Raw genomic sequence first — 25,019 nt, 5'->3', positions numbered from 1 at the left:
CTTCTTTCGGCCCTGCGGCCTCCGGTCCTTCCGAATCTCGAAGTCCATCGCGACCCCTCAGCAAGGGTGTTGCGACGACCACTAGAAGGGGAGCCCCGGGCGGGGGCGTTCGTGCGAAAGGCGTGCGATTAGTCCACAGGGACGAGCACGCCACCGAGGCCGCCCTCTCATCCTCGCCGCCCCGCCCCGCCTTGACCTTCCTGTTGAGCGCATCGTTTCAGTGTTGGACGCCCGCGCGGGGCCGCGCATCGCGACGCGTCGACCGGCCTGCCCCGACCGCCCGCCGCGGCGGCCGCGCCGCTGTCAACGCCTCTATTCTGTGCGCGAGTCCTTTGCCCACCTCAGGGAGCCCATGTTGTCGGCTGAGCACGCCGTGTTCTTGAAGTTCGCCCTCACTGGTGACGGGTACGGCACTGAGCCGGAACGAGGTGCGAGCTACGCGCTGGCGCATCACCTTGAAGAAGCCCTTGATGCAGCGGGTGATGGCGAGGTCGACGGTCACGAGCTCGGCCAGAGCACTGCGCAGATCTATCTCTACGGCCCTGATGCCGGGATGCTGCTCCAGGCCATTCGGCCGGTGCTTCGAACGGCTAGTCTCCGACCGAACGAGGCTGTTCTTCGCTTCGGGGACGTCGACGATGAGGGCTGCCGCGTCGAGGTCGTATCGCTCTGACGAGGTCGACCCCGTTGAGGAAGCGGCGCCGGGGAATTCCGCGTGCGCTACCGGGGACCCCTTGGTTCCCCAAGACCCTTAGAACGGGTTCGCGCGTCTGTGGTGGTGGGTGCCCAGGCGGTCTCCACCTTGCCCTGAGCGGCTTAGTCGAGGTCCGCCGTCTGATCTGGCGTTCTCGTGCAAATCCGGAGAGTGGGCGGCGCGGCGGTTACTCTCAGGGTGCTTACCGGCTTACGTGTCGGCGTGTGCTTCCGGGCGGCCGAGTATGGCCAGGTATCCGCCGCTGACGATTGCGTTGGCGGACGCCGTGTACTCCTTGGGGTCGTCCGGCAGGGTCGTGCCGAGTCCGTCCACGTACCGGTTGAACATGCAGAACGCTGCGGCGATCAGCACCGTGTCGTGCACCTCGACGTCGGTGGCGCCCTCGGCGCGAGCGGCGGCCACGTCCTCGGGACGCACGTCGCGCCCGCTCCGCTGGACGGCGCCGGCCACCCGCAGCAGAGCCTTCAGCTTCGGCGATACGGGCGCGCTCTCGAGGTCGGCTCGCACCTGGTCGACCAGGGCGATGCCCTCGGGGAGCTGGGCGGCGGCGAACGCCGCGTGTGAGCTGGTGCAGAACTCGCACTCGTTGAGGGACGAGACGTAGGAGGCGATCAGTTCCCGCTCGCCGCGGCTCAGGGAGCTCGGGCCGCGTAGCAGCACTTCGGCCAGCTCGCTCAACGGGCGGGCGGTCTCGGGCCGGTAGGCGAACAGCGAGATGATTCCGGACGCGTCGTTCCCCAGGGCGATATGCGGCATCGGCTCTCCAAACGTCGTCCCCGCATCGGGATTCGCTCTCCGTGCACATGGGAGTGTCTCGCATCGGGCACGCCGAGGGCAGGGGTGAAAGGGGGACAACTCCGGCCATGTCGACATTCGGCTTCGCGGGCCAATGGGACTGACGGCTCGTCCTCACCACCCATACCGGAGCGACATGCGGGTCCACGGCTACCACCAGTTCAACAGGGCGCCGCTGTCGTCTGTGACGTTCCCGTACCACCACTCGGCGTTGGCCGTGGCGGCCCACTCATTCATGATCGACTCGACGTGGGGGAAGCCCGCGGCCGCAGGGACGGTCACGACGATGAACCGTAGATCGGCAGGAGCCTCCACCAGCCCACTCAGCGGAGTCATCGCCTCGCGCAAGCGATCGACGTCTGAGGGGACGAATTCTTTGACCGGCCCCGCTTGCACTGCCAGGTTGCCGCCACGGTGCAGCACTCGAACTCGCATTGTCTCGTCGAGAGTCACGATGTCGCCTGCGGCGCATCCGAGCACGAGCGCAGGAGTGCCGACGAGCTCGTATCGTCCGTCAGTCGATCGCTTTGCAGGCACCAGCTCGTAGACCGGTTCCCCATCGGACTTGGTGCCGGCCCAGGCCCTGACGTGCATATGAGTGTCCTGGTCTGTGGTCATCCCCCATGCTCGCACGGCGCTGGAGCGTGCCCAGTTGCGTGCTTTCGTAGCACTGGGTCCGGGGCAGTGGGTGGTGGCACTGCTCGATTTGGTGTCACGATGTCGGGATGGCCATCACACAACGGCATTAATGGGACGGCGACCGCCGGGCCGCGTCCGTGCGACGCGGTACACCAGGGACGCCGAGTCCTCTCCGAGCGTTCCTGACGGAGTTCCCGTCAAGGTTCTGCGGGAGATCACGGACGCCTCACGGGCCGGGAAGTGTCCCGGTGTCGAGTCGATGACCACGGCTCTCGCGGCGCTGAAATGGTTCCTCCGGCAACCAGGCCGGAGACTGACGGCGGAGGTGTACCCCACCTGCCCGTGTCATGATCCACGGGAGGCGCTGGACACGCTCCACGAGATCGCTGCGGCTCTTCCGCCGACATCCCGGCGCGAGGTCTTGGCAATCGTGTCCCCGCTCGCGGAGCAATATCAGGCCCGCACTCTGCATGATCCGTCCACACCGGAAGATTGGCCATGGTGGCGAAGGCGCATCGCTGATCTCTGAATGCCGTGCCCGATCGCTGCGGCGCACCGATCCCGCTCATGGTCGGGCGTTGCGTCGGTGCATGTACAGCGAGCCGCCAGCCATTGCAGATCCTCCGGGGCCAGCCACAGGGCAAGTCGGCCAAGGCTTGCCTCACGGTCGGGGTCCGTCGGCTCTGGAGGTCTTGACATGACGCCAGGCTAGGCCACCTGGATACAGCAGGGCCTCCGATGGGACCTCGCGGGTCCGCGGCGTCGCTACGTCGGTCGCCCGAGTCGTCCGCCTGAGTGAACTCCCGGCATCCGCTTACGTACAGATTCCACCTGGCGCCCTCGGCTTCCGGCAGTTCCATGAGGCCGAACCACAGCGCCCGAACCGTGGAGGCCTGCTCAACCTTTGAGCGCCACCAGGAACCCAAGATCTCAGGGCCGCTCATCTCTGCCTTGTTTCCGGCTCGGTTGGTCGATTGTGCTTCCGGCGGGGGGATCCTGCTGGTCACGGACGAAGGTTGCTCCGGCGTGCCGGGCGCTTTCGGCTACCTCCACGAGCAGGCGGCGTAGGACTTCTGTGGGTATCCGCGACGCATCCAGCGCTAGTACCTCGCACGGGCGATCCATGTCCTCATCCGGCACCAGCACGTGCGCCAGCGGGCCGCCGTCCCCGCTGAGCTCGCGGGCCCTTGCGACGGCTGCGCGAGTTCTTGCCCATAGGCCGTTGGAAGCTCGGTCTCTAGTGTGCGCCTAGTGGCGGGAGTACTCCGTTAATGGCTCGGTGTCTGCTGTCCGAGGGGACTCGTGAGTGTTCGCAGAGGCCCGGCGGAGGTGGAGGAGATCGTGCCGGACGGGCCTCTGTCGCGGCGCGTGCCCGGGCGGCCGCAGAGTGCACATGGTGGAAGGCGTGCAGGTCACAGCGGGGACAAGAGATCATCCGGCTCTGGCGGAACCTCCCCGGTCGCCGTAGGGTTCACGCGTGATCAAAATTGGAGGGCGCGCGCTGCGCCTGGCCGCTGTCATGCTTCCTACGCTGACCCTGACGACCGTGCTGGCGTCCACTGCGCCGGCGAGTGCGGCAGGCCCTTCGTGCGGGTCGAGGTACGCCCTGCGCAGCACCCATTCGATCTACGTGAACTCCAAGGTCCGCGGCTATCTCAAGGTCTACTACAACTCCTCCAACGGCTATAACTGCGCGCTGGCCGTCCGCAAGGGCTCGACGTCGCTCTACAGCATCAAGCTCAAGCTCTGCGTCTACAACGCGGCCAGGACCAAGTACGGCAACTGCAAATACGACGGTTACAGCAAGCGGAACCATTGGTACTCCGGGCCGCTCTACGTCTACGCCCGCCATCGGTGCCTGTACGTCAAGGCCTCCATCAACACCAACGGTGCGCACACGGGAGAGTTGACCGGCAAGAAGGTTCACTGCGGCTGACCATTCGCTTCTCGCGGTCGGTTGTCGGGCGGTCGCGCGGGTGACGACCGGAGTCGCCGCCACCTTGGACCTGGATGAAGTTCGGTCTATGGGCGCGTCCGCCTGATGTCGCGGTCCTCAAGCTCTAGAGTCCCGCCGTGCACGGATGTCCACGTGAGAGGGGAAGGTCCGTGCCCGAGACCTGGTTGCCCGACGCGTACCGCGCCGACGTGGAAACCCTGTGGGACTACCACGACATGCACCACGCGATCCGGCCTACCGATGTCGCCGTCGGGCTGGGCAGCCATGATCTCGGTGTCGCCACCTTCTCGGCGGAGCTCTACCGCGAGGGTCTGGTCCCTCGCATCGTGTTCACCGGTGCCAACGCGCCTACGACGGTCGAGCGGTTCCCGCGGGGCGAGGCCGTTCACTACCGCGAGCATGCCATCGCGCTCGGCGTTCCCGATGAGGCGATCCTGGTCGAGTCCGAAGCCACCAATACGGGTCAGAACATCGAGTTCACCCGCAGGTTGCTCGCCGAGCGCGGGATCGAAGTCCGCTCGGCGACGCTGATCTCTCGGCCCTACCAGCAGCGCCGCGCCTACTCCACCGCCAAGAAAATGTGGCCGGAACTCGATGTCGTCTGCGCGTCGCTACCGCTCCCGTTGGACGAGTACATCGTGAGCATCGGGGACGTGAACCGTGTTGTCGACATGCTGGTGGGCGACACGCAGCGCATCATGGTCTACCCAAGCCAAGGATTCGCCATCCCGCAGGACATGCCGTCCGAAGTCGAGGCCGCCTACCGCCGTCTGGTCGAGGCAGGATTCACAAGCAGGCTCGTCCGATAATCGGACCATGTGAGAACGAACCGTTCAGCCCACCTCGGGCAAAATGACAGGTTCGCCTTCCCTGCTAATGGGACGGATGCCCGTGGTTATCTGCGAGCTCCCATAAGCGGGGCTATGTCACCGGCAGTGTGAGGCGGCTCTTCAAGGAGGTCGGCCGCCGTTCGTTCATGGGACCGGTCCCCCCGCGCAGTGCGGAGGGACCGGCCGGTTGTTCAGCCGCTCAACCGGCCTGGCCCAAGCGAGGACCAGGCCCGGCCGGAACTAGCAGCTGTGACCGTCACACACCGAGCAGAACGACGTCTGGCAGATCATGCACGTCTGCTGCACGTGGCCGGGCATGTTGCACGCCTGGACGATCGGAGGCACCTCGGTGGTCACGGAAGCGACCGCCGAGCACCCGATGCCGGGGATGAGCGGCGGCGCTCCGATGACCGAGGGAGCGACTGCCGACCACCCGCTACCGCATAAAAACGGAGGCACTCCCATGACCGGAGCCCCCGTGCGCGTGTTATCCACCGTTATCTACCACCTTTGTCTCTTGTTTGAGCCCCGAAGTTGCCAGGGCGGCACCGGGAGGAACCGGTGCCAACAGAGGACCGTGCGGAGCCGAGATGAATGCGCAAGGGATCAGGGAGTTCGCCTCATGAGGTGAGCATCCGGAGCGTGCAACACTTTTTCCACGAATGGCCGCAATATTGTAATGCGCTGATCGAGTCCTGCCCATGGCGAAACGGTTTATGGGCCGTCCGGCTGCTCATCGCGCCGCGTGATCAGGCGGATGCTGGGCTCTGCCGGTGCCCCAGGTGATGCCAGGCGTGGCCGCATCCGTCCGAGCAGAGGCGCGCCCGGCGCCGGCCGTCAGAGACGCCTAGCAGTGCGACGAGCAGACGGAAGGACTTGAGCCGCTCGTCCTCGGGCAGATTGGCGATCTTTGCCAGCTGGACTTCCATCCGACCTCGCGGCAGCAGCACCGCCGGGGTGTGCGTCGGCCGGATGCCTGCGCGCCGAATGGCCTCCGTGGTGTCCTCGCTGGTCGCGCCGGCTTGGGCGCAGAACATGGCAAGCCTCAAGAGGGCGTCATGCCGCTGGTCGCTCGTCAGGCTCTCGAACCAGGTGATGCCGTCGGCGATCGGCCGGAGGTCTTGGGCCAACGTGTTGAGAACGAGTGACGTCTCGTCCACCACGATCACCTCCAGGAGTCGCGTCGTCTGCCCGGGCCGAAAGCCATCGAACCAGGTCGTCGGTGAGTCGGGCATTCTGGTCGCCAGTGGCATGGGCGCCGCCGCTTGAAGGCTGCCCTTCGGTGGTGGGACGGATGAATCTGAGCGAGGCGAAGCGGGAGTACCGGGAGGTGCTGGAGGCGTTCGCCGGTTCGGACGAGGCGGTGTCCGAGGCCCGGCTGGCGGACGTCCGGCGGCGCCTGGACGGTGTGCGCAAGCGCGCGATGCGTCAGATCGACCAGTACACGACGCGTAGGTTCCTTTCGGTCAATCAGCGGCGGGGAATGGTCACCAAGCTGGAGTGGATGCACCAGAAGGTGCAGGCCGAGGTAGTCGCCATCGCGGCGCAGCGGCAAGGGGAATGATGTCCGCGAGGTGCTAAGCCTGTCGCGAGCGGCTGCGGCCGTATTCGGCCAGGGCGTGGAAGGCGGCCTTGGGTTCCCAGGGCATGTCCGGGTAGGTGGTGCCCTTGCCTGGGAGGACCTTGACGATGCCGAAGGACGCCTTGTCGAAGTCGAGGGCGTCGGTGTCGGCGTGCGGCAGGTCGTAGCGGGCGAAGGTGTAGACGAAGGCCGCGTCGATCCCTGAGTCCTCGAAGACGCCGAGGAGTTCGCGCAGGTAGTCGGCCTGCTCCTGTTCGTCGCGGACGACCGGGCGGGTGAAGCGGGCGGGACGGGCGCGGTCGTTCCATTCGATGACCTCGTCGCCCCGGCTCGCGATGGCGGCGGCGCCGCGGTAGGGGGCGCAGCCGAACTCGGTGACGGCGGCGGGCCTGCCGTGGGCGGTCAGGGCCCGCAGCCCGGCCGGGAGCTGGTCGGCGTTCTGCGCGTCGCGGTAGCCGGCGTCGGTGGCGACCAGGTCGAACGGTGTCCAGTCGACGCCCTCGAACGGCAGTGAGGCGTAGCCGACGCGGCCGCCGAACTCGGCGCGCACGGCCGCGACGGCCTTGCCGAGGAAGGCGTTGATCGCGGTGGGCAGGGTGGCCAGCGCGGCGCGGAGCCGCTGCGGGTCGGAGAGGACGGCGGCTCTCTCCTGGAGGGTGTCGCCGGGGAGGAAGCCGTCCGTGCAGATGGAGATCTCCGAGCCGGTGAGGAAGACCACCTCGGCGCCGGTGCGGCGCAGCCTTTCCGCGCGGGCGGCGCTGTCGGTCAGGAAGTCGAGCAGTTCGTCCTGGCCGAGGCCGTTGGTGAACGGGCAGTACCAGACTTCGAGTCCGGCGTCGGCGGCGAGGCGGGCGGCCGTCTCCAGGCGGTCGCGGTCGCCGCCGGTGATCCGGACGGCGTCGCAGCGCAGGTCGTCGCGGATGACGGCCATCTCGCGGCGGACGGTGGCCGGGTCGAAGGGCTCGCGGGTGGTGGTCCCCGCGCTGGTGAAGCCCGTGTCGAAGTTGATGCCGAGGGCGCGCATGTCGTTCCTTCGCGTCGAAGTTACGGTACGCAACGTACCTTATAACGGTCACCTTCGGCGCTGGAGGGGGCGTATCGGAGTACGCTTCGTACCCTGGGTGGTGGAGGGCTGCATGGTTGAGGGCGGTGGGTCGCGGCGGCGGGGGGCCGCGCTGGAGGAGGCGATCCTTCGGGCGGCGGCCGAGGTGCTGCGGGAGTCCGGTGCCGGCGGCCTGACCATGGACGAGGTGGCGCGGCGGGCCGGCACGAACAAGAACGCGATCTACCGGCGGTGGCCGAATCGCGTCGCCCTCGGCGTTGCCGCGTACCGCCGGCTGGCCGACGAGGAGATCACGGTCCCGGACACCGGTTCGCTGCGGGACGACGCTCTGGACCTGCTGCGCCGCGCGAACAGCACCTGGTCGTCACCGTACGGGGAGATCCTTCGGGGCCTGATCGCGGCGGCCGGGAGCTCGCCGGAGGTGCTCGCCGAGTTGCGGGACGGCGGGGGCGGCGCTTACGAGGCAGCGTGGCTGACGGTGCTCGGACGGGCGGTGGCCCGCGGTGAGGTCGCGGCCGAGGCGCTGCATCCGAGGGTCGCGTCCGCGCCGGTGGCGCTGCTGCGCAACGAGTACATGACGCGGGGCGTCCCGGCCGTGCCGGACGGCGTCCTCGTCGAGATCGTGGAAGAGGTCTTCCTGCCGCTGGTCCGGGGGCGCGCCGGTTTCAGCGGGTGAGGTTCTCGATGCCGCGGGCCGCGAGGTAGGCGGGGTCTTCGGTGCGGCTCTGCAGGACGATGGCCGGACGTTCTCCCCGGCCGGCGAGTTTCATGAACGGGTCGAAGAGCCGGGTGAAGTCGGCCAGCGGGATCACGTCGTCGGGCAGGACGAGTGCCGTGGAGCGTCGAGGTGGTGCAGGCGGACGAGCGTCGTACTCGGCGATGAGATTGCGAATCGTCTTCCCGATCGGTTTCAGTTCGCGTTTGTTCGTGAACAGGCCGAGGTCGTATTCGAGGTCGACGTATCCGCTGAGGTCCGGGTTCAGGTCGTGGGAGTCCCACCAGGTGATGCCGAAAAGGCCGGTGCAGTCGGCCATGGCGCGGATCGATCGTTCGGTCCAGGCGGGGATGTCGGCCGCGTCCATCCAGACGGCGGAGACGCCCGTCTCCTCGATCCAGACCTGGCGTCTGAGGTCGGTGTGGAAGGCCTTGATGAGCTCGATGAAGAACTCGGAATAGTGCGTGGACGAGGTGGAGAGGGAGCCGTAGCGCTGGATCACCTGCGTCCAGCCCGCCCAGGTGTGGTTCGCGGTCATCGTGCCCGAGGTCGCGAGCCCGTGGCGCGTCCAGTACTCGTCGTTCTGCCAGGGCCAGTGGTCGATTCCTGATACGTGGACCTTGCCGGGCGCGACCTTTTCGCAGGTGTCGAAGAGGGTGGTGTGCCAGGCATCGCCCTGGGCTTGGGTCGCCGCCATCCCCAGGGGCTTGGCGAACCAGTGAATCTCGTTGGACAGGTCGAATCCCATGAAGCGGCGGTGCCGTCCGATGCGTTCGGCGATCCGGGTGAGGAGCCATTGTTCGCGCTCGATCGCCGCAGGGTCGGTGAGGACGTTGCGGATCGTGCCGTCGCTGTTGCTGATGAGATGCGGCGGGACGAACAGGACGCCGCTGACGGCGCCGTTGAGGACGGTCACCTGCACGTCCAGCTGGCGGCCGTCGGCGAGGTCGAGGAGTTCTTCGAGGCGGTCGAATTGCTCGCCGCGCACGTAGGTGGCGTTGGGCTGGAGTTCCGACCAGATCAGCATGACGCGGATGTGGTCCATGCCGAGGGACGCGATGTCGTCGAGGTCGGCGGCGATCGAGGCGCGGTCCCAGTCGGACCAGGAGAACCACCAGTTCTTGCTCGGCACGTAGTTCACGCCGAAGCGGACGCGGCGGTGCCTGTGGCGGTTCGGCGGCGGGGGGTCGGCGTGGGCCGCGGCGGTGGTCAGCAGGGTCGTCGCCGCGGCGGCTCCCGCGGTCACCCCGAAGAACTTCCTGCGGTCGATCGGCGGTTCGGCGGCGCGTTCTGGCACGGGCCCTCCAGGAGTCACGTCCGGCCCACGGGAGCCTAGGAACGTGCCTTGTGCCCGGCCTAGTGGTCTTTCACGGCTTTCACGCAGCGCTCTGCGCGGGGTCGGTGGACGCGCGCACGACGAGGCTCGGAGGGAGGCGCTCGGACGTGGGCGTCCCTCCGGCGAGCAGGTCTACGAGCAGGTCGAGGGCGCGCGCCCCCATCTCGTGCATGGGCGAGCGGACGCTGGTGAGGGGGATGGGCAGTTCCGCCGCGAGGGGGGTGTCGTTGTAGCCGGCGACGGCGACGTCCTGGCCAGGGCGCAGGCCCTGGTCGCGCAGGACGCCGAGCGCGCCGATGGCCGCGAAGTCGTTGACGGCGAAGATGGCCGTGGGCTGGGGGACGTGGCGCAGGAGGCGCTCGGCGGCGGCCCGGCCGCCGGCGGCGTCGAACCCGGAATGGACGACGTGGGATCCAGGGACGGGGAAGCCCGCCTCCCGGTACCGGTCGACGAAGCCGGCGGTGCGGTCGGCGCCGGTGCTGGCGAAGGGTTCGCCCGCGATGACGCCCACGCGCCGGTGGCCGAGGGCGAGCAGGTGGTCGGCGACCAGGCGTCCGCCGAGCCGGTCGTCGCAGGTGACGGACGGGTGCCCGCCGGCGTGCCGGCTGACCAGGACGAACGGGACGCGCCGCGCGGCGATCTCGTCGAGGAACGCGGCGTCGGCGTGCGCGTCGCCGAAGACCAGGCCGTCGACGTGCCGGGACAGCGCCAGTTCGGTGCGCGCCCGCTGCTGCTCGGGCCGGTCGTGGCTGTTCATGACGAAGGTGGTGAGGCCGTGCCGCGCGCCGGCGTCCTCGATGCCCTCGTAGATCGTGGCGAGCACCAGGTCGGACAGCCGGGGGACGACCACGCCGACGAGGTTGCTGCGCTGCGTGCGCAGGCTGGTGGCGTGCGGGTTGGGGCGGTAGTCCAGCCGGGCGGCCCAGCGCCGGATCTCGTCGGCGGTCTCGCGGGACGCGGCGCGCTGCGCGTCGTCGGGGGAGCCGTTGAGCACCCGGGAGACGGTGGAGACGTCGACGCCCGCCGCCTCCGCGATGGTGCGCAGCGTCGCGGGCCGCTGCCGGTCGTTGCGGGCCACTGCGTCCGCCTTCCTGCCGCCGTGCCCCTTGACAGGGCCACCGTCCGGTGTCTTTTATACAACCCAAACGTTTGACCCAATCGTTTGGGTTAACGGAAGATCCACCCCAATCGTCTGGGAAGGGGCGAAGCCGTGACACGACGGGTCGATGTGGGGCGGTCGGAGTGATCGGCCTGCCGCCGGAGGCGGGCTGGTTCGCCCGCCGGACGGTCGCGGGACTGGCCGGCGACCTCCGGGCCAGGCGGTCGTCCCCGGGCGAACTCGTGGAGCGGGCGCTGGCCGAGGCGTCCAGGCTCCACGGGCTCAACGCGTTCGTCACCCTCGACGGGACCGGGGCGCGCGAGGCGGCGGAGCGCGCCGGACGGGAACTGGCCGCGGGTCGGGACCGAGGCCCCCTCCACGGCATTCCCGTCGTGGTCAAGGACGTCATCGACACCGCGGGGCTGCGCACCACCATGGGGTCCCGCCACTACGCGGACCGGGTGCCCGAGCACGACGCCGAGTGCGTGCGCCGGTTGCGCGCGGCCGGGGCGGTCATCGTCGGGAAGACCGCGACCCACGAGTTCGCCTTCGGGCCGACCGGCGACCGCTCGCTGAGCGGGGCGACCCGCAACCCCTACGGGGACGGGCGTCTCGCGGGGGGATCCAGCAGCGGGTCCGCGGCGGCGGTGGCCGCCGGGATCGTGCCGCTCGCGGTGGGCACCGACACCGGCGGCTCGGTGCGCATCCCCGCCGCCTGCTGCGGGATCGTCGGGCTCAAGCCCACGCTCGGCGCCGTGCCGACCGGCGGGGTCTTCCCGGTGTCGTCCTCCCTGGACACGGTGGGCCCGATGGCGCGGACCGCCGGCGACTGCCTGCTGCTGTGGAACGCTCTGACCGGAGGGGGCGCCCCGGACGCGGACGTCTCCGGCGTCCGCGTCGGCTGGGTGGCGCCGGACGCACTCCACCCCGGCGACCCGCGGGTGGCCGCCGCGGCCCGCGCCGTGCTGGGGCCGCTGCCCGTGCGGGACGTCGCCGTCCCGGACGTCGCGCGGTTGCGCTGGGCCTACACCGCGATCCAGGGCGGCGAGGTCCACCGGCTCCACGCGGGACGGATGGCCGCCGCGCCGGAACTCTACGACGCGGAGGTGCTGGCGCGCCTGCGCGCGGCCGGGCGGATCACCGAGAAGGACGCCGCCACCGCCCGCGAGCTGCGGGAACGGGTCCGCCGGGCGGTGACGGCCCTCTTCGGACGCGTCGAGATCCTCGCGATGCCCACCGTTCCGGTCGTCGCACCGCCGCTGGGCGCTCGAACCCTGGTGCTGGACGGGACTCCCGTCGACGTCCGCGCGGCGCTCCTGGCGTACACGAGCCCCTGGAGCGTGCTCGGCCTTCCCGCCGTCAGCCTGCCCGCCGGTCCCGTCGACGGGCTGCCCGCCGGCCTGCAACTGGTGGCCCGGCCGGGCGCCGAGCGCCTGCTCCTCGCCGCCGCGGTCCGCCTGGCGAAGACGACGTCCGCCACTGAGCCGGCCGGCACCGGCTACGGGTTCGCCGACCGGGAGGAGGCGTACGCGCACGCGGAGCCCGTACCGGACGGGCCCACCACCCAGGCGTGAGCGGCGCTCGCCCGGGAGTGCGGTGAAGGCGCGCTGAAGCGGCTGACCGCTTCAGCTCACGGCTGCGAGCTGGCGGGACGCGGCCAGAAGGGGGCGGCGGAGGTGTCGGCTCGGGCGGCGTCCAGGGCGCCGATCGTGGTGGCCACGGCGAGGAGCACCATCGCGATTCGGAGGGTGATGCGCATCTGTGGAACCCCCGTTCCATCGAACGGATCCTGTACTCCGTGTGATGCCGACAGACCGGGATGTGTTCCCCGAATACCTCAGAAACAGGTGAGCGGTCGGTCTACGTGAGCTGCGGAGCCGGTTCGGTGGCCTGCTCGCGTTGCCAGAGTGCGCGGTAGGGGCCGGGGCGGCTCACGAGGTCGGTGTGGGTGCCCCGGTCGGCGACGCGGCCCTCGTCCAGGACGATGATCTCGTCGACGGCGTCGAGGCCGGCGAGGCGGTGGGTGACCAGGAGGGTCGTCCGGCCCTCGGTGGCGGTGAGGAGGTCGGCGGTCAGCTCGTCGGCCGTCGCGATGTCCAGGTGCTCGGCGGGCTCGTCCAGGAGCAGGATCGGGAAGTCGGCGAGGAGGGCGCGGGCCAGGGCGATGCGCTGGCGCTGGCCGCCGGAGACCCGGGCGCCGTGCTCGCCGACGCGGGTGGCGAGGCCGTCCGGGAGGGACTCGACCCAGTCGAGGAGCCGGGCGCGGCGCAGCGCGTCGCGGATCTCCTCGCCGGTGGCGGACGGACGGGCCAGGCGGATGTTCTCGCCGATCGTCGAGTCGAACAGGTGCGCGTCCTGGGCGCAGAGGCCGATGATCCGGCGGACGTCGTCGCCGGAGAGGGCGCGGAGGTCCACGCCGTTGAGGGACGTCCGGCCGCCGGCGGGCTCCAGGAAGCGGAGCAGCACGGCCGTCAGGGTGGTTTTGCCCGATCCACTCGGGCCGACGATCGCGCAACGGCGGCCGGGTGCCAGGTCCAGGGAGACGCCGTCGAGGGCGTAAGGCGCGCTGGGCGTCCAACGGGCTCGGAGATTCTCGACCGAGAGCGTGTAGGGCGCCGCGGGCAGAGGCGCGGGGGTGTCCGGCTCGCGCACCGGGGGCGGACTGTCCAGGACCGCGAAGATGCGCGCGGCCGAACGCCGCACCCGCTCCAGGTACTGCGCGGCCAGGGGCAGCCCGGCGACGACCTCGAACGCGGCCAGCGGAAGGAGGACGACGACAGCGAGCAAGACACCGTCGAGCGCTCCCGAGCGGACGGCCGGGACGCCGACGGCGAGGCTGCCCCAGACGGCCAGGCCACCGGCGAGGGCGGAGATGGCGGCGCCGAGGCCGGTCGTCGTAGCGGAACGGGCCGTGGCACGCGTGAAGTCACGGTCGAGTTGCGCGGCCTTGGCGAGCTGCTCGGGAGCGGCGCCGTAGGCGATGAGCTCCGGTGCGCCCTGAAGGGTGTCGACGACGTGGGAGGTGAGTTCGCCGCGCAGGTCGGTCGTGCGGCGCTCGGCGCGGCGGGAGACGACGCCGGACAGCCAGGGGGCGAAGACTCCGGCGAGCAGCAGGGCCAGCAGGAGGACGACGCCCGCCGAAGGCAGCAGCATCCAGGCGAGCCCGACGGACGCGCCTCCCACGACGGCCGCCACGGTGCAGGGCAGCAGCACCCGCAGGAACAGGTCCTGGACGGCGTCGACGTCCGCGACCAGGCGGTTCAGGAGGTCGCCGCCGCGGAAGGCGGGAAGCCCGGCGGGAGCGAGCTTCTCCAGCCGCTCGTACACCCGTGCCCGCAGGTCGGCGAGGATCCGGAACGTCGCGTCGTGCCCGACGAGGCGCTCGACATAGCGGAACACGCCCCGCCCGAGGCCGAACGCCCGGACCGCCACGATCGCGACCATCAGCATGAGCACCGGCGGATGCTGCGCCGCCCGGGAGATCAGCCACGCCGACGTCGCCATCAGCCCGACGCCGCTGCCGAGGGCCAGCACCCCGAACAGCACCGCGAGCGCGAGCCGTCCCCGCGCCGGGCGGGCGAACCGGAGAAGCCGGAAGATCATGCCTTCACCCCCGTCACCGCGGCGCACCGCGAGGACGCCGAAGTTTCACGTGAATCATCCGCACCGGCAATCCCTCCAGGGGCCGCCGGTGCGGCTCGGTGCTCGGAGTGCGGGGTCGTCCGGCGGGCCAGGGGCGATGCCGTGCGGCGAGGAGGGCATGCGGCCGGTCGGCCGGTGGAGGGCGCCTGCCGGGTGGTGGGGGTCATGTCGTCACCAGGGCGGGGGTGATGGGGACGGTGCGGTCGGCCATCGCGGCCAGGGCCGGGCGGTGGGCCACGAGGATGACCGTGCGGGACTCCGCCAGCCGGTGGACGGCGTCGAGGACTGCGGCCTCGCTCTCGGTGTCCAGGTTGGAGGTCGGCTCGTCCAGGAGGAGGAGCGGGGCGTCGCGGAGGAAGGCGCGGGCCAGGGCGATGCGCTGGCGCTGGCCGGCGGACAGGCCCGCGCCGCGGTCGCCCAGGAGCGTGTCGAAGCCTGAGGGGAGGGCGTCGACGAACCCGAGGGCGTTCGCGGCGCGGGCGGCCTCGCGGACCTCGGCGTCGGACGCGTCCGGGCGGCCGAGGCGGATGTTCGCGGCGACGGAGCCGGCGAACAGGTGCGGGCGCTGGGGGACCCAGGCGATGCGCTCGCGCCAGGCGTCCGGGGAGAGGTCGGCGAGGTCGTCCCAGTCGACCAGGACGCGGCCCGAGTCCGGGTGGACGAAGCCGAGCAGCACGGCCAGCACGGTCGACTTGCCCGCGCCGCTCGGGCCGACCAGGGCGACCGTCTCGCCCGGGTGGACGGTCAGGGAGAAGTCGTCGAGGGCGGGGACGTCGCGGCCGGGGTAGGTGACCGTCACCCCGTCCAGGCGGAGCGTCGCGCAGCCGGTGTCGGGGATGTCCCGCCGCGTCCCGGCGGGTGGCAGCGGCGTTTCGAGGACCTCGAAGATCCGCGCGGCGGCGGTGAGGCCCTCGACGCTCGCGTGGTACTGCGCGCCGACCTGCCGGAGGGGGAGGTAGGCCTCCGGCGCGAGGATCAGGACGAGCAGCGCGGTCTCCAGGCCGAGGCCGCCCTCCACCAGCCGGAGCCCGATCGACACGGCGACCAGGGCGACGGACAGGGTGGACAGCACTTCGAGGACGAGGGCGGACAGGAACGCGATCCGGAGGGTGGACATGGTCGCGCGCCGGTGCCGGCCGGTGATCTCGCGGATGCGGTCCGCCTGCGCGCGGGCCCGGCCGAAGATCTTCAGCGTGGGGAGCCCGGCGACGACGTCCAGGAAGTGGGCGGAGAGCAGGGAGAGGGTCCGCCACTGCCGGTCCATCCTGCGCCGGGTGGTGAGCCCGACCAGGATCGCGAAGACGGGGATGAGCGGCAGCGTCGCCGCGATCGTCACGGCGGAGAGCCAGTCGCCGAGCAGGATCCGCGCGCCGACCGCGACCGGGACGATCACCGCGAGGACGAGTTGCGGCAGGTAGCGGGAGAAGTAGTCGTCGAGCGCGTCGATCCCGCGGGTGGCGAGGGTGGCGAGCTCGCCGCTGCGCTCGCCGGACAGCCAGCGCGGCCCGAGGGCGAGGGCGCGGGCGAGCAGGCGGCCGCGCAGCTGCGACTTCACCGCGGCGGACGAGCGGTGCGCGGCGACCTCCTGGAGCCACGCGACGAGCGTCCGGCCGAGGACGACGGCGAGGAGCAGCAGGAGCGGGGTGCGCAGGTCGCCGAGCGACGCGCCGTGCAGGAAGGCGCGGGTGAGCATCCCGGCGAGGAGGGTCGCCTGCGCGATGATCAGCCCGGCGGTGGCGGCGCCGAGCAGCACGGACGCCGCGAGGAACGGGCGCGTCGTGCGGGCGTGGCGCAGCAGCCGGGGGTCGAGGGGCTTCATGCGACCGGCTTCTTCACGGGGATGTGGGAGGTGCCGATCCGCTTGCGGAAGACCCAGTACGTCCAGCCCTGGTAGATCATCACGATCGGGGTGAACACGGCCGCCACCCAGGTCATGATCTTCAGGGTGTAGCCGGACGAGGCGGCGTTCGCGGTGGTCAGGCCGCCGGTGCCGAGGGTGGACGGCAGGACGTCCGGGAACAGCGACAGGAACAGGGTCGCGACGGCGAGCACGATGGCGGCGCCGGTCCCGACGAACGCCCAGCCCTCGCGGCCGCGCCGGTTCGCCGCCGCGGCGGCGAGCAGGCCGGCGGCGGCGCCCGCGGCGGTGAGCCAGGTGACGGGCTCGCCGTACCGGAGCTGGGTGATCAGCAGGAAGCCGCCCCCGGCGAGGACGGCGGCGACCGCGGCGAGGCCGGCGATCCGGCGGGCCCGCGCCCGGATGCTCCCGGACGTCTTGAGCGCGAGGAACACCGCCCCGTGCAGGAGGAACAGGGTCACGGTGGTGAGGCCGCCGAGCAGCGCGTACGGGCTCAGGAGGTCGCCGAGGGAGCCGACGAACTCGTGGTCGGCGTCCAGCGGCACGCCGCGCACCATGTTCGCGAACGCGACGCCCCACACGAAGGCGGGCACGAGGCTGCCCCAGAAGATGCACTTGTCCCAGCGGGACCGCCAGCGGGCGTCGTCGCGCTTGCCGCGGTACTCGAACGCGACACCGCGGATGATCAGCGCGAGGAGGATCGCGAGGAGCGGCAGGTAGAAGCCGCTGAACAGGGTGGCGTACCACTCGGGGAAGGCGGCGAAGGTGGCGGCGCCCGCGACGATGAACCACACCTCGTTGCCGTCCCAGACGGGGCCGATGGTGTTGATGACGACGCGGCGCTCGACGTCGTCGCGGCCGAGCACGGGCAGCAGCATCCCGACGCCGAAGTCGAAGCCCTCCAGGAAGAAGTAGCTCGTCCACAGGAAGGCGATGATGATGAACCAGGCGGTGGTGAGTTCCATGGTCGGCCCTCAGTAGGCGAACGCGAGCGAGCGCTCGGAGTCGGAGTCGGACCCGGGGCCGTCGGACGGCGGCGGCAGCACCTCGTCCTCCGACGGCGGCCCGGCCTTGGCGTACTTGAGCATCAGCCCCGTCTCGATGACCAGCAGGACGCCGTAGAGCGCGGTCAGCGACGCGACCGAGATGAGCATCGACGACGCCGACACCCCGGGCGAGACGCTGGCCGAGGTCTTGAGCACGCCGAACACCGACCAGGGCTGCCGCCCCATCTCGGTGAAGATCCATCCGGCGGAGTTGCCGATGAAGGGCAGGGTCAGCGACAGGACGCCGATCCGGTACACCCAGGGGCTGGAGGGGAGCCTGCCGCGGCGCAGCAGCCACAGCCCGGCCAGCGAGACCAGCGCCATGGCCATCCCGGCGCCGACCATGACGCGGAAGTTCCAGTAGATGACGGGGATCGCCGGCCGGTAGTCGCCGGCGCCGTAGCGCGCCTCCTCGGCGGCCTGGACGTCGTTGATCCCCTTGACCTCGCCGTCGAGGGTGCCGGTGGCGAGGAACGACAGCACGCGCGGCACCTTGATCCCGTAGACCTCCTTCCCGCCGTCCAGCGTCCCGACGGTGAAGATCGAGAAGGAGGCGGGCCGCTCGGTCTCGTAGAGCGCCTCCGCGGCGGCCATCTTCATCGGCTGCTGCTCGGTCATGACCTTGCCCTGGAGGTCGCCGGTGATCGCGACGCCGATGGAGGCGATCGCGGTGACGGCCAGCGCGAGCTTCAGCGACGGCCGGAACACCTCGACGTTCTTGCGGCGGGCGAGGTGCCAGGCGCTGACGCCGGCCATGAACATGCCGCCGGTGGCGAACGCCGCCGTCATGGTGTGGGGGAACGCGACGAGCTGGGTGGAGTTGGTCAGGACGGCCCAGAAGTCGGTGAGGACGGCGCGCCCGGACTCGTGGTCGATCCGGTAGCCGACGGGGTGCTGCATCCAGGAGTTGGCGGCGAGGATGAAGTACGCCGACAGCAGCGTCCCGATGTGGACGAGCCAGATGCAGCCGAGGTGCAGGCGCCTGGGCAGCCGGTCCCAGCCGAAGATCCACAGGCCGAGGAAGGTCGACTCGACGAAGAAGGCGAGCAGGCCCTCGATGGCGAGCGGCGCCCCGAAGACGTCGCCGACGAACCGGGAGTAGTCACTCCAGTTCATGCCGAACTGGAACTCCTGCACGATGCCGGTGACGATCCCCATCGCGAAGTTGATCAGGAAGAGCTTGCCCCAGAACTTGGTGGCGCGCAGGTAGGCCGTCTTCCCCGTCCGCAGCCAGGCCGTCTGGAGCACCGCGACCAGCGCGGAGAGCCCGATCGTCAGCGGGACGAAGAGGAAGTGGTAGACGGTGGTGATCCCGAACTGCCACCGGGCGATGTCGACGGTGTCCATGGGCGCAGGCCTCTCCGGCTCATCTACTACAAGCTGTAGTACTTCATCCTGTCAGAAATACTACGGGCTGTAGTACTACAGCCGGTGGTTAGTTGTGTCACTCGGCCCGGACACGGCTGGACGGGGCGGCGCGAGGGGTGCGCCGCCCCGTCCAGGGCAGGTGGGGCTCGGGTCAGCGGCCCGCGTGGCCGCGGAGGCGGATCACCGGGGGACGGTGCAGCCCGGGCGGTTGAAGTCGATGACGCTGCCGGGGGCGATGCAGGCGGCCAGGGGGTAGGTCTGCTGGGCGTATCCGATGTTCGGGTGCACCGTGACGGTGCCGGACTGGTCGACCTCGCACGGGTTGTTCAGCGTGCAGCGGCCGCCGTCCTCGTTGATGGTGTTGTTCGCCCCGACGACCTTGCCGGTCGAGGCGTCGACGAGCGGGGAGCCCGACGTGCCGCCGATGACGTCGCAGGTGGCGGTGTAGCGGATCGAGTCCTTGAACGTCCACTCCCCTTCCTTGAGACGGTAGGCGAAGCCGTCGATGTTGCAGGAGTAGATCCTGCGCCAGTAGCCGGAGACCACGCGCACGTCGGCGCCCGCCGTGGGGCGGGTGAGTGAGAGCTGGAGCGCCGGCGTCCGGTAGGACTGCTGGATGGCCGCGTAGCTCTGGCTGAGCCGGTACAGGGTCACGTCGGTGTCGGTCATGGTGGAGTACAGCACCCTGTTGGCGCGCAGCGTGCCGAGCGTTCCCGAGCCGCTGGAGTTGAGCAGGCTGAACGTGCGGCTGGACGCCCGGTTCGTGATGACCTGTCCGGCGCTGGGCATGCCGCCCTCGTAGCAGTGCCCGTTGGTGAGCACGAGCGCCGGGTCGCTGTCGGCGGCGGTCGGGGTGCGGACGAGCGAGCCGGAGCAGTTGCTCAGGGCGACGATCCCGGTGAAGTCGACGGCCTTGACCTGGGCGGCTGGCGCGGGGGCGGCGGAGGCGGGGGCGGCTCCGGCGGTCAGCGCGGCGGCGCCGACGGCCGCGGCGGCGAGCACGCCGAGAAGGCGTCTGTGCATGGCGGGGGGTCCTCTCCAGTGAGGGGTGGCAGCGTGATGCTAACCACGGCACCGCCGTCCAGAAAGGTCAAAAGTGGACGAAAACGGAGGGCGCCTCGAATCTGGCAGGCATTGCCAAGCCCGGCCCGCGGCGCCCTCCGGCGATCAGTAATGGAACGCGGAGGTCACCCGCGCGCCCTTCGTGCCGAGGTTGACGACCGACGCCCCGCCGGACGGGACGGCCCGGCAGAACGCGCCGCCGTAGCCGTCCGGGAAGACGAAGAGACCCCACACGCCAAGCCAGTCCTCGACCGCGCCGGTCTCGTCGTTGAGCATCGGCTCGGCGGCGGGGACGACGCGGCGCTGGACGATGTAGTCCTCCTTCAGGCACCCGGCGACCGTCTCGGCCCACTCGCGGTCGGTCTGCTCCCAGCCCACGCGGATGCCCCTCCCCGACAGGCCCGCGACCGGCTTGAGGATCAGCTCGTCCCGCTCGGCCCGGACCTGGTCGGCCAGGTCGGGGGTGAGGGTCCGCGTCCACGGGAGGATGCGGTCGATCAGGGCGTTCTCGTCCGGCGACAGCTCCGCGCGCATGTCGGGATCGGAGACGAGCGGCAGGCAGCTCTTGTAGGAGAACATGGACGCCGTCAGGGGAGTCCACAGGACGACCTTGCCCTCCTCGTAGGCGCGCATGACGGCCTCGACGGGCTTGTCGTTGCGCGGGTCCCGCGCCACCTGGTGGGCGGAGAAGTACCGCAGGACGAGGTCGAGCGGACGGTCGTGCAGGTACAACCTTCCGTCCTTCTCCTGCACCTGGTCTACTTCACCGATGAGCAGCTCGATGCCGTATCGCTTCATCGACTCCTGGAAGGAACGGTGCAGCGACTCGTACGCCGCCATCCCGTCGATGGCCTCAAGCGTGGCGACGACGGGCGCCTCCTTCTGCGTGGCCTGGACGAACTGCCGCGCGATGGCCGCGGGAGTGTCGACGGTGGACAGCCCGTGCTCGTCGGCGAACGCGGCGAACTCCTTCTGGGCCAGCAGGCAGCGGTTGGCCTCGCTCATGTCGACGCCGCCCAGCTCGCTGCCGATGTTGAACTCCAGCAGCCGGAACCGGGATCCGTCGTCGTAGAGGTCGGCCCGCCCGTACAGGATCGGCTCCGCGTCGAATCGCGTCATGAGGTCGGTCCGGCGGGCGTCCGCGCCGACCGCGGCGCAGAACCTGCGGCGGTCGCCGTCGAACAGCCGGTCCGGCAGGGACGCCATCAGCCGGAACAGTCCGGCGAGGTCGTCCGCCGCCTGGCGCGTCCGCGCCTCGGACGACAGCAGCGGCCGCGTCGCCAGGTACCTGCCCCAGGCCTCGGCGAAGACGGGCGGGTACTCGGCCTCGGTCATGACGTCGCGCAGGGGCCCCTCGCCGGCCGCCTCCATGTACTTCGCGGTGACCATCAGCCGGTCCCCTCCACGTCGACGACCAGGTCCTTCTCGATCTTGCGGATGGCCTCGCGGTCGGCGTGGATCTGCTCCGGGTCCTCGTGGGCGAGGATGATGTAGCCCATCGTCATGCTGGCGAAGATGTCGGTGCTGGCGTCCACGTGGTCGCCGGTGCGCACGACCGCGACGGGCGAGTGGTAGCTCGGCAGCTCGCGGGCCAGGTCGTAGATCTCGGCGTTGCGCACGATCCCGGTCGAGTGCGACATCAGGAACACGGCCATGACGTTGCGGCGCAGCGTGTAGCCGGGCGGCAGCTCCGGCCCGCGCCCGCGCACCAGGTCGATCGTCCGGGTGACCTGGGTCTCCCCCGACGCGATGTAGGTGACAGCGGGGTTGCCCGCGCCGGAGAGCCGCGCGTTGACCTCCAGCAGCCGGGGCCCGTCCGGGGTCATCATGATCTCGGTGTGCGCGGCCCAGTTGCGCAGCCCGACCGCGTCCAGGGACGCGAGGCCGTAGTCGATGAGCTCGCCGTAGGCGTCCCGGTCGTAGGGCAGCCACTCGACGCTGTCGTACACCGCGATGCCCTCGCCGAACGGGACCCGCCGGTACTTGATCATGTCGGTGATCGAGTGGCGGCCCCGGTGGCTGATCGTGTCGATCGCGTACTCGGTGCCGGTCAGCTGCTCCTGGACGAGCACCTCGTCGGCGAGCACGCCCAGCTTGTCGCGCGTGCCGATCATGCGGTCGAACAGCTCCCGCCAGCCCCGCCCGCCGGGCGCGCGGCTGACCCCCACCGTGCCCGCGCTGGCCGGGGGCTTGATGACCAGGTCCACCCCGGCGAGCTTCTCGCGCTCGATCCAGGCGGCGACCTCGGCGGGGTCGGAGGCGCAGATCTGCCGGGGGACGGGCAGCCCCGCGGCGGCGACGGCCTGGTGCATCGCGTACTTGTGGCGCCGGGCGTCCATCAGCGCGGGGTCGTTGGACAGCTCGGGCGCGAGGGCGTCGGTGCAGCGCTGCGCCAGCTCCAGCGCGGCCTCCGCGCCGTGGAAGATCGCGACCGGTTCGAGCGCGCCCAGCCGCGCGACGGTCTCCTCGACGTCGCCGTGGTGGTTGATCACCGCGTCGTAGGCGGCGGGGTCGTAGGCCCCCTGCATGGGGGCCAGCGCCGGCCCGTCGTAGTCCATGACGGCGACGGGGCTGAAGCCGGCCTCGCGCAGCGCGGGCGCGAGCAGCGCCGACGAGCTGAACGGCCGGACGACGGCGACGACGGGTTTGCTCATGCTCTTCACCTTCATGTCGGTTGATCCGTCGGTTGGCCCTGCGGCCCCGGGGAGTCCGGCGCGCCCGCCTCATCCGGCGCGCCCGGCCGGCTCGCGGCCATGGCGGGCGGCTCCCCGGGCTCCTTCGCCGGCTCGTCCTCGCCGGGCCGCCGCCGCGACACCCCGGCCCCGGCGAGCACGAGGAGGCCGGCGAGCAGCCCGCACGCCCCGGTGAGCACCCACACGCCCGAGCCCCACGCGTGCCACGCGGCGATCCCGATCATGGGGCCGACGGCGTAGCCCACGTGCTGCGGGACGGTCGCCGCGGCGATGTAGCGGGCGCGCAGCGCGGACGGCGCGACCAGGCCGGGGTAGGCCATCATCGACGGCGCCGCGATGATCTCGCCGGCGGTCCACACCACGGTCGCGAGGATCAGCATCGTGACGGGGGACGGCCCGGTGTAGACGAGGTGGCCGACGCCGAGCATCGCCATGCCGAGCGCCATCGGCACCCCGATCGGCAGCCGCTGCGTCCACTTCGACAGCAGCACCTCGAACGCGATCACCATGAACCCGTTCACGGAGAGGAGCGCCGCGTACACCTTCTCCGTGTGCCCGGAGCCGGTGACGAACAGCGGCAGCGCGGCCGAGCTCTGGATGTAGGCGATGGCGGTGACGAAGAGGCCGAGGACGACGAGCATGAACCGCCGGTCGGCGAACACCTGCCCGTATCCGGCGCGCTTGCCGTCGCTCGACGCCGCCTCCCTGCCGGACGGCTCGGGGTTGGAGCGCAGCGCCACGTAGGCGAGGACCCCGAACGCCAGCGACGTCGCCGCGTCCACGTAGAACAGCGCGTCGTAGGAGGAGTAGGCCAGCAGCAGCGCGGCGCCGACCGGGCCGACCGTCGTTCCGACGTTGAAGGTCAGCCGCAGCACCGAGAACACGATGACCTGGCGGTCCTTCGGCGTCAGCTCCACGACCCAGGCGAGCGCGGCGGGCCGGTACGCCTGCGCGGTCAGGCCCGCTCCCCCGGCGACCAGCGCACCGGTCCACACGTTCGGGACGTGCACGAGCGCCGCGGTCAGCACCGCCGTGCCGGCCATCGAGCCGATGATGGCGCGCCGGTAGCCGAACCGGTCGGCGGCGGCGCCGCCCGCCGCCGACCCGGAGATCCGCCCGATCATCAGCGCGGTCAGCACCACGCCGCTCTCCCACGCGGTGAAGCCCTTGTCGGTGAGGAACAGCACCAGGAACGCGTTGAGGAACGCCGCCAGATTGATGATCAGGTTGCCGAGGACGAGGATCCGGACGGTCCCGCTCATCTCCCGCAGCGTGGCGATGATCGTCGGGTGTTCTGGAGGAGCCGGATGTTCTGGAGGAGCCGGGGGCTCGGGGGAGTCGGCGGAGCTCATGGCGCCGGCTCCAGCGGGACGCCCTCGAAGGTGAAGTACCGTCCGGCGTCCGGGATCGCGGCGCGGGTCTCCTCCAGGGTCTCCCCGATCGCGATGACGTAGCCGGTGCGGGCCAGGCCGTGCGGTGGCAGCCGCACCCGTGCGCCGGGCTGCGTCCCGACCTCGACCTCCGCGACGGGGGGTCGTATCAGCTCCCGGTGCGCGGTCGCCGCGGTGACCTCCATGTCGAACGGGGGATAGGCGAACCGGATGGACGCGGCCCTGCGCGGCTTCGGGAACCGCGGGGCGGGGCGGCGCCCCACCGCGACGTCCGCCGCCGCGAGCGGCCCGTCGACGCCGGAGGTCAGCAGCCCGAGGTAGGGGATCATTCCCCCGCCCAGCCGGACGTTGATCTCGATGACGTGCTTCGCGCCGTCCGGGGTGAGCTTGAACTCGATGTGCGTGACCCCGTCGGTGAACCCGACCGCCGCGTGGACCCGGGTGAGCATGTCGTGGAACCCGGTGTCGAACAGCAGCGGGTCGCCCGCGTCGACGTCGTGGCCGATCTCCTCGAACGCCAGGTCGCCGCTGCCCCCGAGCACCTTGCGCGCCACGATCAGCGGCGTGCACTCCCCCTCGAACAGGACGCACTCGACGGAGATCTCCGGACCTTCGAGGAACTCCTCCACGACCACGTAGTCCTCGAACTGGCGGATGCCGCCCATCCGCGTCCCGTCGGTGAGCGCGAACGCGGCGTCCAGGTCCTCGGGCCTCTCGACCTTGCTGAGGCCGAGGCTGCCGCCGAGGTTGCGCGGCTTGACGATGATCGGGTAACCGATCCCGGCGGCGAACGCGCGCGCCTCCTCCAGCGACGCCACGGCGCGGGACGCGGGCTGCGGGAACCCGGCGTCCCGCAGCGCCTCCCGCGTCGCGGACTTGTCCCGGCACCGCGCCACCGCGCCCGGGTCGAGGACGGGGAACCCGAGCGCCGCGCTGAGGTGCGCGGACGTCTCGATGTAGACCTCGTCGTAGCAGAACACCCCGGCGACCTCGTGGTCGCGGGCGACGTCGCGCGCCGCGGCCGTCAGCTTCTCCAGGTCGAGGCAGTCGACGACGGTGTGCCCGGCGATGTAGGGCTCCTCCCAGCTCGCCGGTGACGGGTTGAGCAGCCAGAGACGGTACCGCTGCGACACCGACTCCAGGATGTACTTGCGGTAGACCCAGTAGCTGCTCGCGACCAGGAGAAGGAGCGGACGCTCGCCGCCCGCGGGCGGGTCATAGGACATGC

Annotated in this window: 22 protein-coding genes; 6 read left to right on the top strand and 16 right to left on the bottom strand. The window is 70.8% G+C overall.

Annotation, left to right across the window (positions count from 1 at the left end; all coding sequences use genetic code 11):
- Positions 1–352: 352 nt before the first annotated feature.
- A complete protein-coding gene (locus AB0C84_RS34040) occupies positions 353–673 on the top strand; it encodes a hypothetical protein (protein WP_361074419.1) in 321 nt (106 codons plus the stop codon).
- 231 nt (positions 674–904) lie between these two features.
- Here the strand turns inward: AB0C84_RS34040 and AB0C84_RS34035 are convergent, their stop codons facing one another.
- Both AB0C84_RS34035 and AB0C84_RS34030 read right to left on the bottom strand, forming a co-directional pair.
- Positions 905–1,471 carry a peroxidase-related enzyme gene (locus tag AB0C84_RS34035; RefSeq protein ID WP_361074417.1) on the bottom strand — a complete coding sequence of 189 codons (567 nt, stop codon included), beginning with the start codon at positions 1,469–1,471 and terminating at the stop codon, positions 905–907.
- Positions 1,472–1,660: 189 nt separating this feature from the next.
- Positions 1,661–2,128: a DUF4265 domain-containing protein gene (locus tag AB0C84_RS34030; protein ID WP_361074415.1), complete on the bottom strand. Its 468-nt coding sequence runs from the start codon at positions 2,126–2,128 to the stop codon at positions 1,661–1,663.
- 1,498 nt (positions 2,129–3,626) lie between these two features.
- Here AB0C84_RS34030 and AB0C84_RS34025 point away from each other — a divergent pair.
- Both AB0C84_RS34025 and AB0C84_RS34020 read left to right on the top strand, forming a co-directional pair.
- Positions 3,627–4,085 (top strand): hypothetical protein, encoded by a 459-nt coding sequence (locus AB0C84_RS34025; RefSeq protein ID WP_218905527.1) that lies wholly within the window; start codon positions 3,627–3,629, stop codon positions 4,083–4,085.
- 170 nt (positions 4,086–4,255) lie between these two features.
- A complete protein-coding gene (locus tag AB0C84_RS34020) occupies positions 4,256–4,915 on the top strand; it encodes a YdcF family protein (protein ID WP_361074413.1) in 660 nt (219 codons plus the stop codon).
- A gap of 770 nt (positions 4,916–5,685) precedes the next feature.
- Here the strand turns inward: AB0C84_RS34020 and AB0C84_RS34015 are convergent.
- Entirely contained in the window at positions 5,686–6,171 is a 486-nt protein-coding gene (locus AB0C84_RS34015; protein ID WP_361074411.1) for a DUF5958 family protein, read from the bottom strand.
- Positions 6,172–6,230: 59 nt separating this feature from the next.
- On the opposite strand from AB0C84_RS34015, the gene AB0C84_RS34010 reads away from it, so the two are divergent.
- Positions 6,231–6,500, top strand: a complete 270-nt coding sequence (locus AB0C84_RS34010; RefSeq protein ID WP_361074409.1) for a hypothetical protein — start codon at positions 6,231–6,233, stop codon at positions 6,498–6,500.
- A gap of 13 nt (positions 6,501–6,513) precedes the next feature.
- Here the strand turns inward: AB0C84_RS34010 and AB0C84_RS34005 are convergent, their stop codons facing one another.
- Positions 6,514–7,542, bottom strand: coding sequence for a hypothetical protein (locus AB0C84_RS34005; protein WP_361074407.1), 1,029 nt, complete (start codon positions 7,540–7,542; stop codon positions 6,514–6,516).
- 112 nt (positions 7,543–7,654) lie between these two features.
- Here AB0C84_RS34005 and AB0C84_RS34000 point away from each other — a divergent pair, with 112 nt between their 5' ends.
- Positions 7,655–8,257 carry a TetR/AcrR family transcriptional regulator gene (locus AB0C84_RS34000; protein WP_361074405.1) on the top strand — a complete coding sequence of 201 codons (603 nt, stop codon included), beginning with the start codon at positions 7,655–7,657 and terminating at the stop codon, positions 8,255–8,257.
- On the opposite strand, the gene AB0C84_RS33995 is transcribed toward AB0C84_RS34000, so the two are convergent.
- Both AB0C84_RS33995 and AB0C84_RS33990 read right to left on the bottom strand, forming a co-directional pair.
- Positions 8,247–9,593, bottom strand: a complete 1,347-nt coding sequence (locus AB0C84_RS33995) for a hypothetical protein (protein WP_361074403.1) — start codon at positions 9,591–9,593, stop codon at positions 8,247–8,249. The two genes, AB0C84_RS34000 and AB0C84_RS33995, sit on opposite strands and share 11 nt — an antisense overlap.
- A 79-nt stretch (positions 9,594–9,672) precedes the next feature.
- Positions 9,673–10,710, bottom strand: coding sequence for a LacI family DNA-binding transcriptional regulator (locus tag AB0C84_RS33990; protein WP_361074401.1), 1,038 nt, complete (start codon positions 10,708–10,710; stop codon positions 9,673–9,675).
- A 164-nt stretch (positions 10,711–10,874) separates the two neighbouring features.
- Between AB0C84_RS33990 and AB0C84_RS33985 the strand changes: the two genes are divergently transcribed.
- Positions 10,875–12,305, top strand: a complete 1,431-nt coding sequence (locus AB0C84_RS33985; protein WP_361074399.1) for an amidase family protein — start codon at positions 10,875–10,877, stop codon at positions 12,303–12,305.
- A gap of 56 nt (positions 12,306–12,361) precedes the next feature.
- Here the strand turns inward: AB0C84_RS33985 and AB0C84_RS33980 are convergent, their stop codons facing one another.
- From AB0C84_RS33980 to AB0C84_RS33935, 10 genes are all read right to left on the bottom strand, one after another.
- On the bottom strand, positions 12,362–12,490 hold the full coding sequence (locus AB0C84_RS33980) for a hypothetical protein (protein ID WP_258940287.1): 129 nt from the start codon (positions 12,488–12,490) through the stop codon (positions 12,362–12,364).
- Positions 12,491–12,591: 101 nt separating this feature from the next.
- Positions 12,592–14,334 carry a thiol reductant ABC exporter subunit CydC gene (gene cydC, locus AB0C84_RS33975; protein WP_361074397.1) on the bottom strand — a complete coding sequence of 581 codons (1,743 nt, stop codon included), beginning with the start codon at positions 14,332–14,334 and terminating at the stop codon, positions 12,592–12,594.
- A gap of 202 nt (positions 14,335–14,536) precedes the next feature.
- The gene (gene cydD / locus AB0C84_RS33970; protein WP_361074395.1) at positions 14,537–16,192 is read right to left on the bottom strand and encodes a thiol reductant ABC exporter subunit CydD; all 1,656 of its coding nucleotides are present in this window, start codon (positions 16,190–16,192) and stop codon (positions 14,537–14,539) included.
- Positions 16,189–17,196 (bottom strand): cytochrome d ubiquinol oxidase subunit II, encoded by a 1,008-nt coding sequence (cydB, locus tag AB0C84_RS33965; protein WP_361074393.1) that lies wholly within the window; start codon positions 17,194–17,196, stop codon positions 16,189–16,191. The genes cydD and cydB overlap by 4 nt, the downstream gene beginning before the upstream one ends.
- A 9-nt stretch (positions 17,197–17,205) precedes the next feature.
- Complete coding sequence (locus AB0C84_RS33960; RefSeq protein ID WP_361074391.1) at positions 17,206–18,624, bottom strand: cytochrome ubiquinol oxidase subunit I; 1,419 nt, start codon at positions 18,622–18,624, stop codon at positions 17,206–17,208.
- A gap of 201 nt (positions 18,625–18,825) precedes the next feature.
- A complete protein-coding gene (locus AB0C84_RS33955; protein ID WP_361074389.1) occupies positions 18,826–19,668 on the bottom strand; it encodes a serine protease in 843 nt (280 codons plus the stop codon).
- Between the two features lie 144 nt (positions 19,669–19,812).
- On the bottom strand, positions 19,813–21,096 hold the full coding sequence (locus tag AB0C84_RS33950; protein WP_361074387.1) for a hypothetical protein: 1,284 nt from the start codon (positions 21,094–21,096) through the stop codon (positions 19,813–19,815).
- Entirely contained in the window at positions 21,096–22,361 is a 1,266-nt protein-coding gene (locus AB0C84_RS33945; RefSeq protein WP_361074385.1) for an ATP-grasp domain-containing protein, read from the bottom strand. Before AB0C84_RS33945 ends, AB0C84_RS33950 begins: the two co-directional genes overlap by 1 nt.
- An 11-nt stretch (positions 22,362–22,372) precedes the next feature.
- The gene (locus AB0C84_RS33940; RefSeq protein WP_361074383.1) at positions 22,373–23,752 is read right to left on the bottom strand and encodes an MFS transporter; all 1,380 of its coding nucleotides are present in this window, start codon (positions 23,750–23,752) and stop codon (positions 22,373–22,375) included.
- Positions 23,749–25,017: an ATP-grasp domain-containing protein gene (locus AB0C84_RS33935; protein ID WP_361074381.1), complete on the bottom strand. Its 1,269-nt coding sequence runs from the start codon at positions 25,015–25,017 to the stop codon at positions 23,749–23,751. The genes AB0C84_RS33940 and AB0C84_RS33935 overlap by 4 nt, the downstream gene beginning before the upstream one ends.
- Positions 25,018–25,019 lie beyond the last annotated feature (2 nt).

Source organism: Actinomadura sp. NPDC048955, assembly GCF_040649435.1.
Classification (GTDB): Bacteria; Actinomycetota; Actinomycetes; order Streptosporangiales; family Streptosporangiaceae; genus Spirillospora; species Spirillospora luteofluorescens.
The sequence above is the reverse complement of the archived record's forward strand: the minus strand, read 5'-3'. Positions and strand labels throughout refer to the sequence as shown.

Bases quoted from the DNA above. Each gene is read 5' to 3' on its own strand.
- AB0C84_RS34040 (WP_361074419.1), top strand. From the start codon at position 353: ATGTTGTCGGCTGAGCACGCCGTGTTCTTGAAGTTCGCCCTCACTGGT.
- AB0C84_RS34035 (WP_361074417.1), bottom strand. From the start codon at position 1,471: ATGCCGCATATCGCCCTGGGGAACGACGCGTCCGGAATCATCTCGCTG.
- AB0C84_RS34030 (WP_361074415.1), bottom strand. From the start codon at position 2,128: ATGACCACAGACCAGGACACTCATATGCACGTCAGGGCCTGGGCCGGC.
- AB0C84_RS34015 (WP_361074411.1), bottom strand. From the start codon at position 6,171: ATGCCCGACTCACCGACGACCTGGTTCGATGGCTTTCGGCCCGGGCAG.
- AB0C84_RS34010 (WP_361074409.1), top strand. From the start codon at position 6,231: ATGAATCTGAGCGAGGCGAAGCGGGAGTACCGGGAGGTGCTGGAGGCG.
- AB0C84_RS34005 (WP_361074407.1), bottom strand. From the start codon at position 7,542: ATGCGCGCCCTCGGCATCAACTTCGACACGGGCTTCACCAGCGCGGGG.
- AB0C84_RS34000 (WP_361074405.1), top strand. From the start codon at position 7,655: ATGGTTGAGGGCGGTGGGTCGCGGCGGCGGGGGGCCGCGCTGGAGGAG.
- AB0C84_RS33980 (WP_258940287.1), bottom strand. From the start codon at position 12,490: ATGCGCATCACCCTCCGAATCGCGATGGTGCTCCTCGCCGTGGCCACC.
- cydC (WP_361074397.1), bottom strand. From the start codon at position 14,334: ATGATCTTCCGGCTTCTCCGGTTCGCCCGCCCGGCGCGGGGACGGCTC.
- cydD (WP_361074395.1), bottom strand. From the start codon at position 16,192: ATGAAGCCCCTCGACCCCCGGCTGCTGCGCCACGCCCGCACGACGCGC.
- cydB (WP_361074393.1), bottom strand. From the start codon at position 17,196: ATGGAACTCACCACCGCCTGGTTCATCATCATCGCCTTCCTGTGGACG.
- AB0C84_RS33960 (WP_361074391.1), bottom strand. From the start codon at position 18,624: ATGGACACCGTCGACATCGCCCGGTGGCAGTTCGGGATCACCACCGTC.
- AB0C84_RS33955 (WP_361074389.1), bottom strand. From the start codon at position 19,668: ATGCACAGACGCCTTCTCGGCGTGCTCGCCGCCGCGGCCGTCGGCGCC.
- AB0C84_RS33950 (WP_361074387.1), bottom strand. From the start codon at position 21,096: ATGGTCACCGCGAAGTACATGGAGGCGGCCGGCGAGGGGCCCCTGCGC.
- AB0C84_RS33945 (WP_361074385.1), bottom strand. From the start codon at position 22,361: ATGAGCAAACCCGTCGTCGCCGTCGTCCGGCCGTTCAGCTCGTCGGCG.
- AB0C84_RS33940 (WP_361074383.1), bottom strand. From the start codon at position 23,752: ATGAGCTCCGCCGACTCCCCCGAGCCCCCGGCTCCTCCAGAACATCCG.
- AB0C84_RS33935 (WP_361074381.1), bottom strand. From the start codon at position 25,017: ATGTCCTATGACCCGCCCGCGGGCGGCGAGCGTCCGCTCCTTCTCCTG.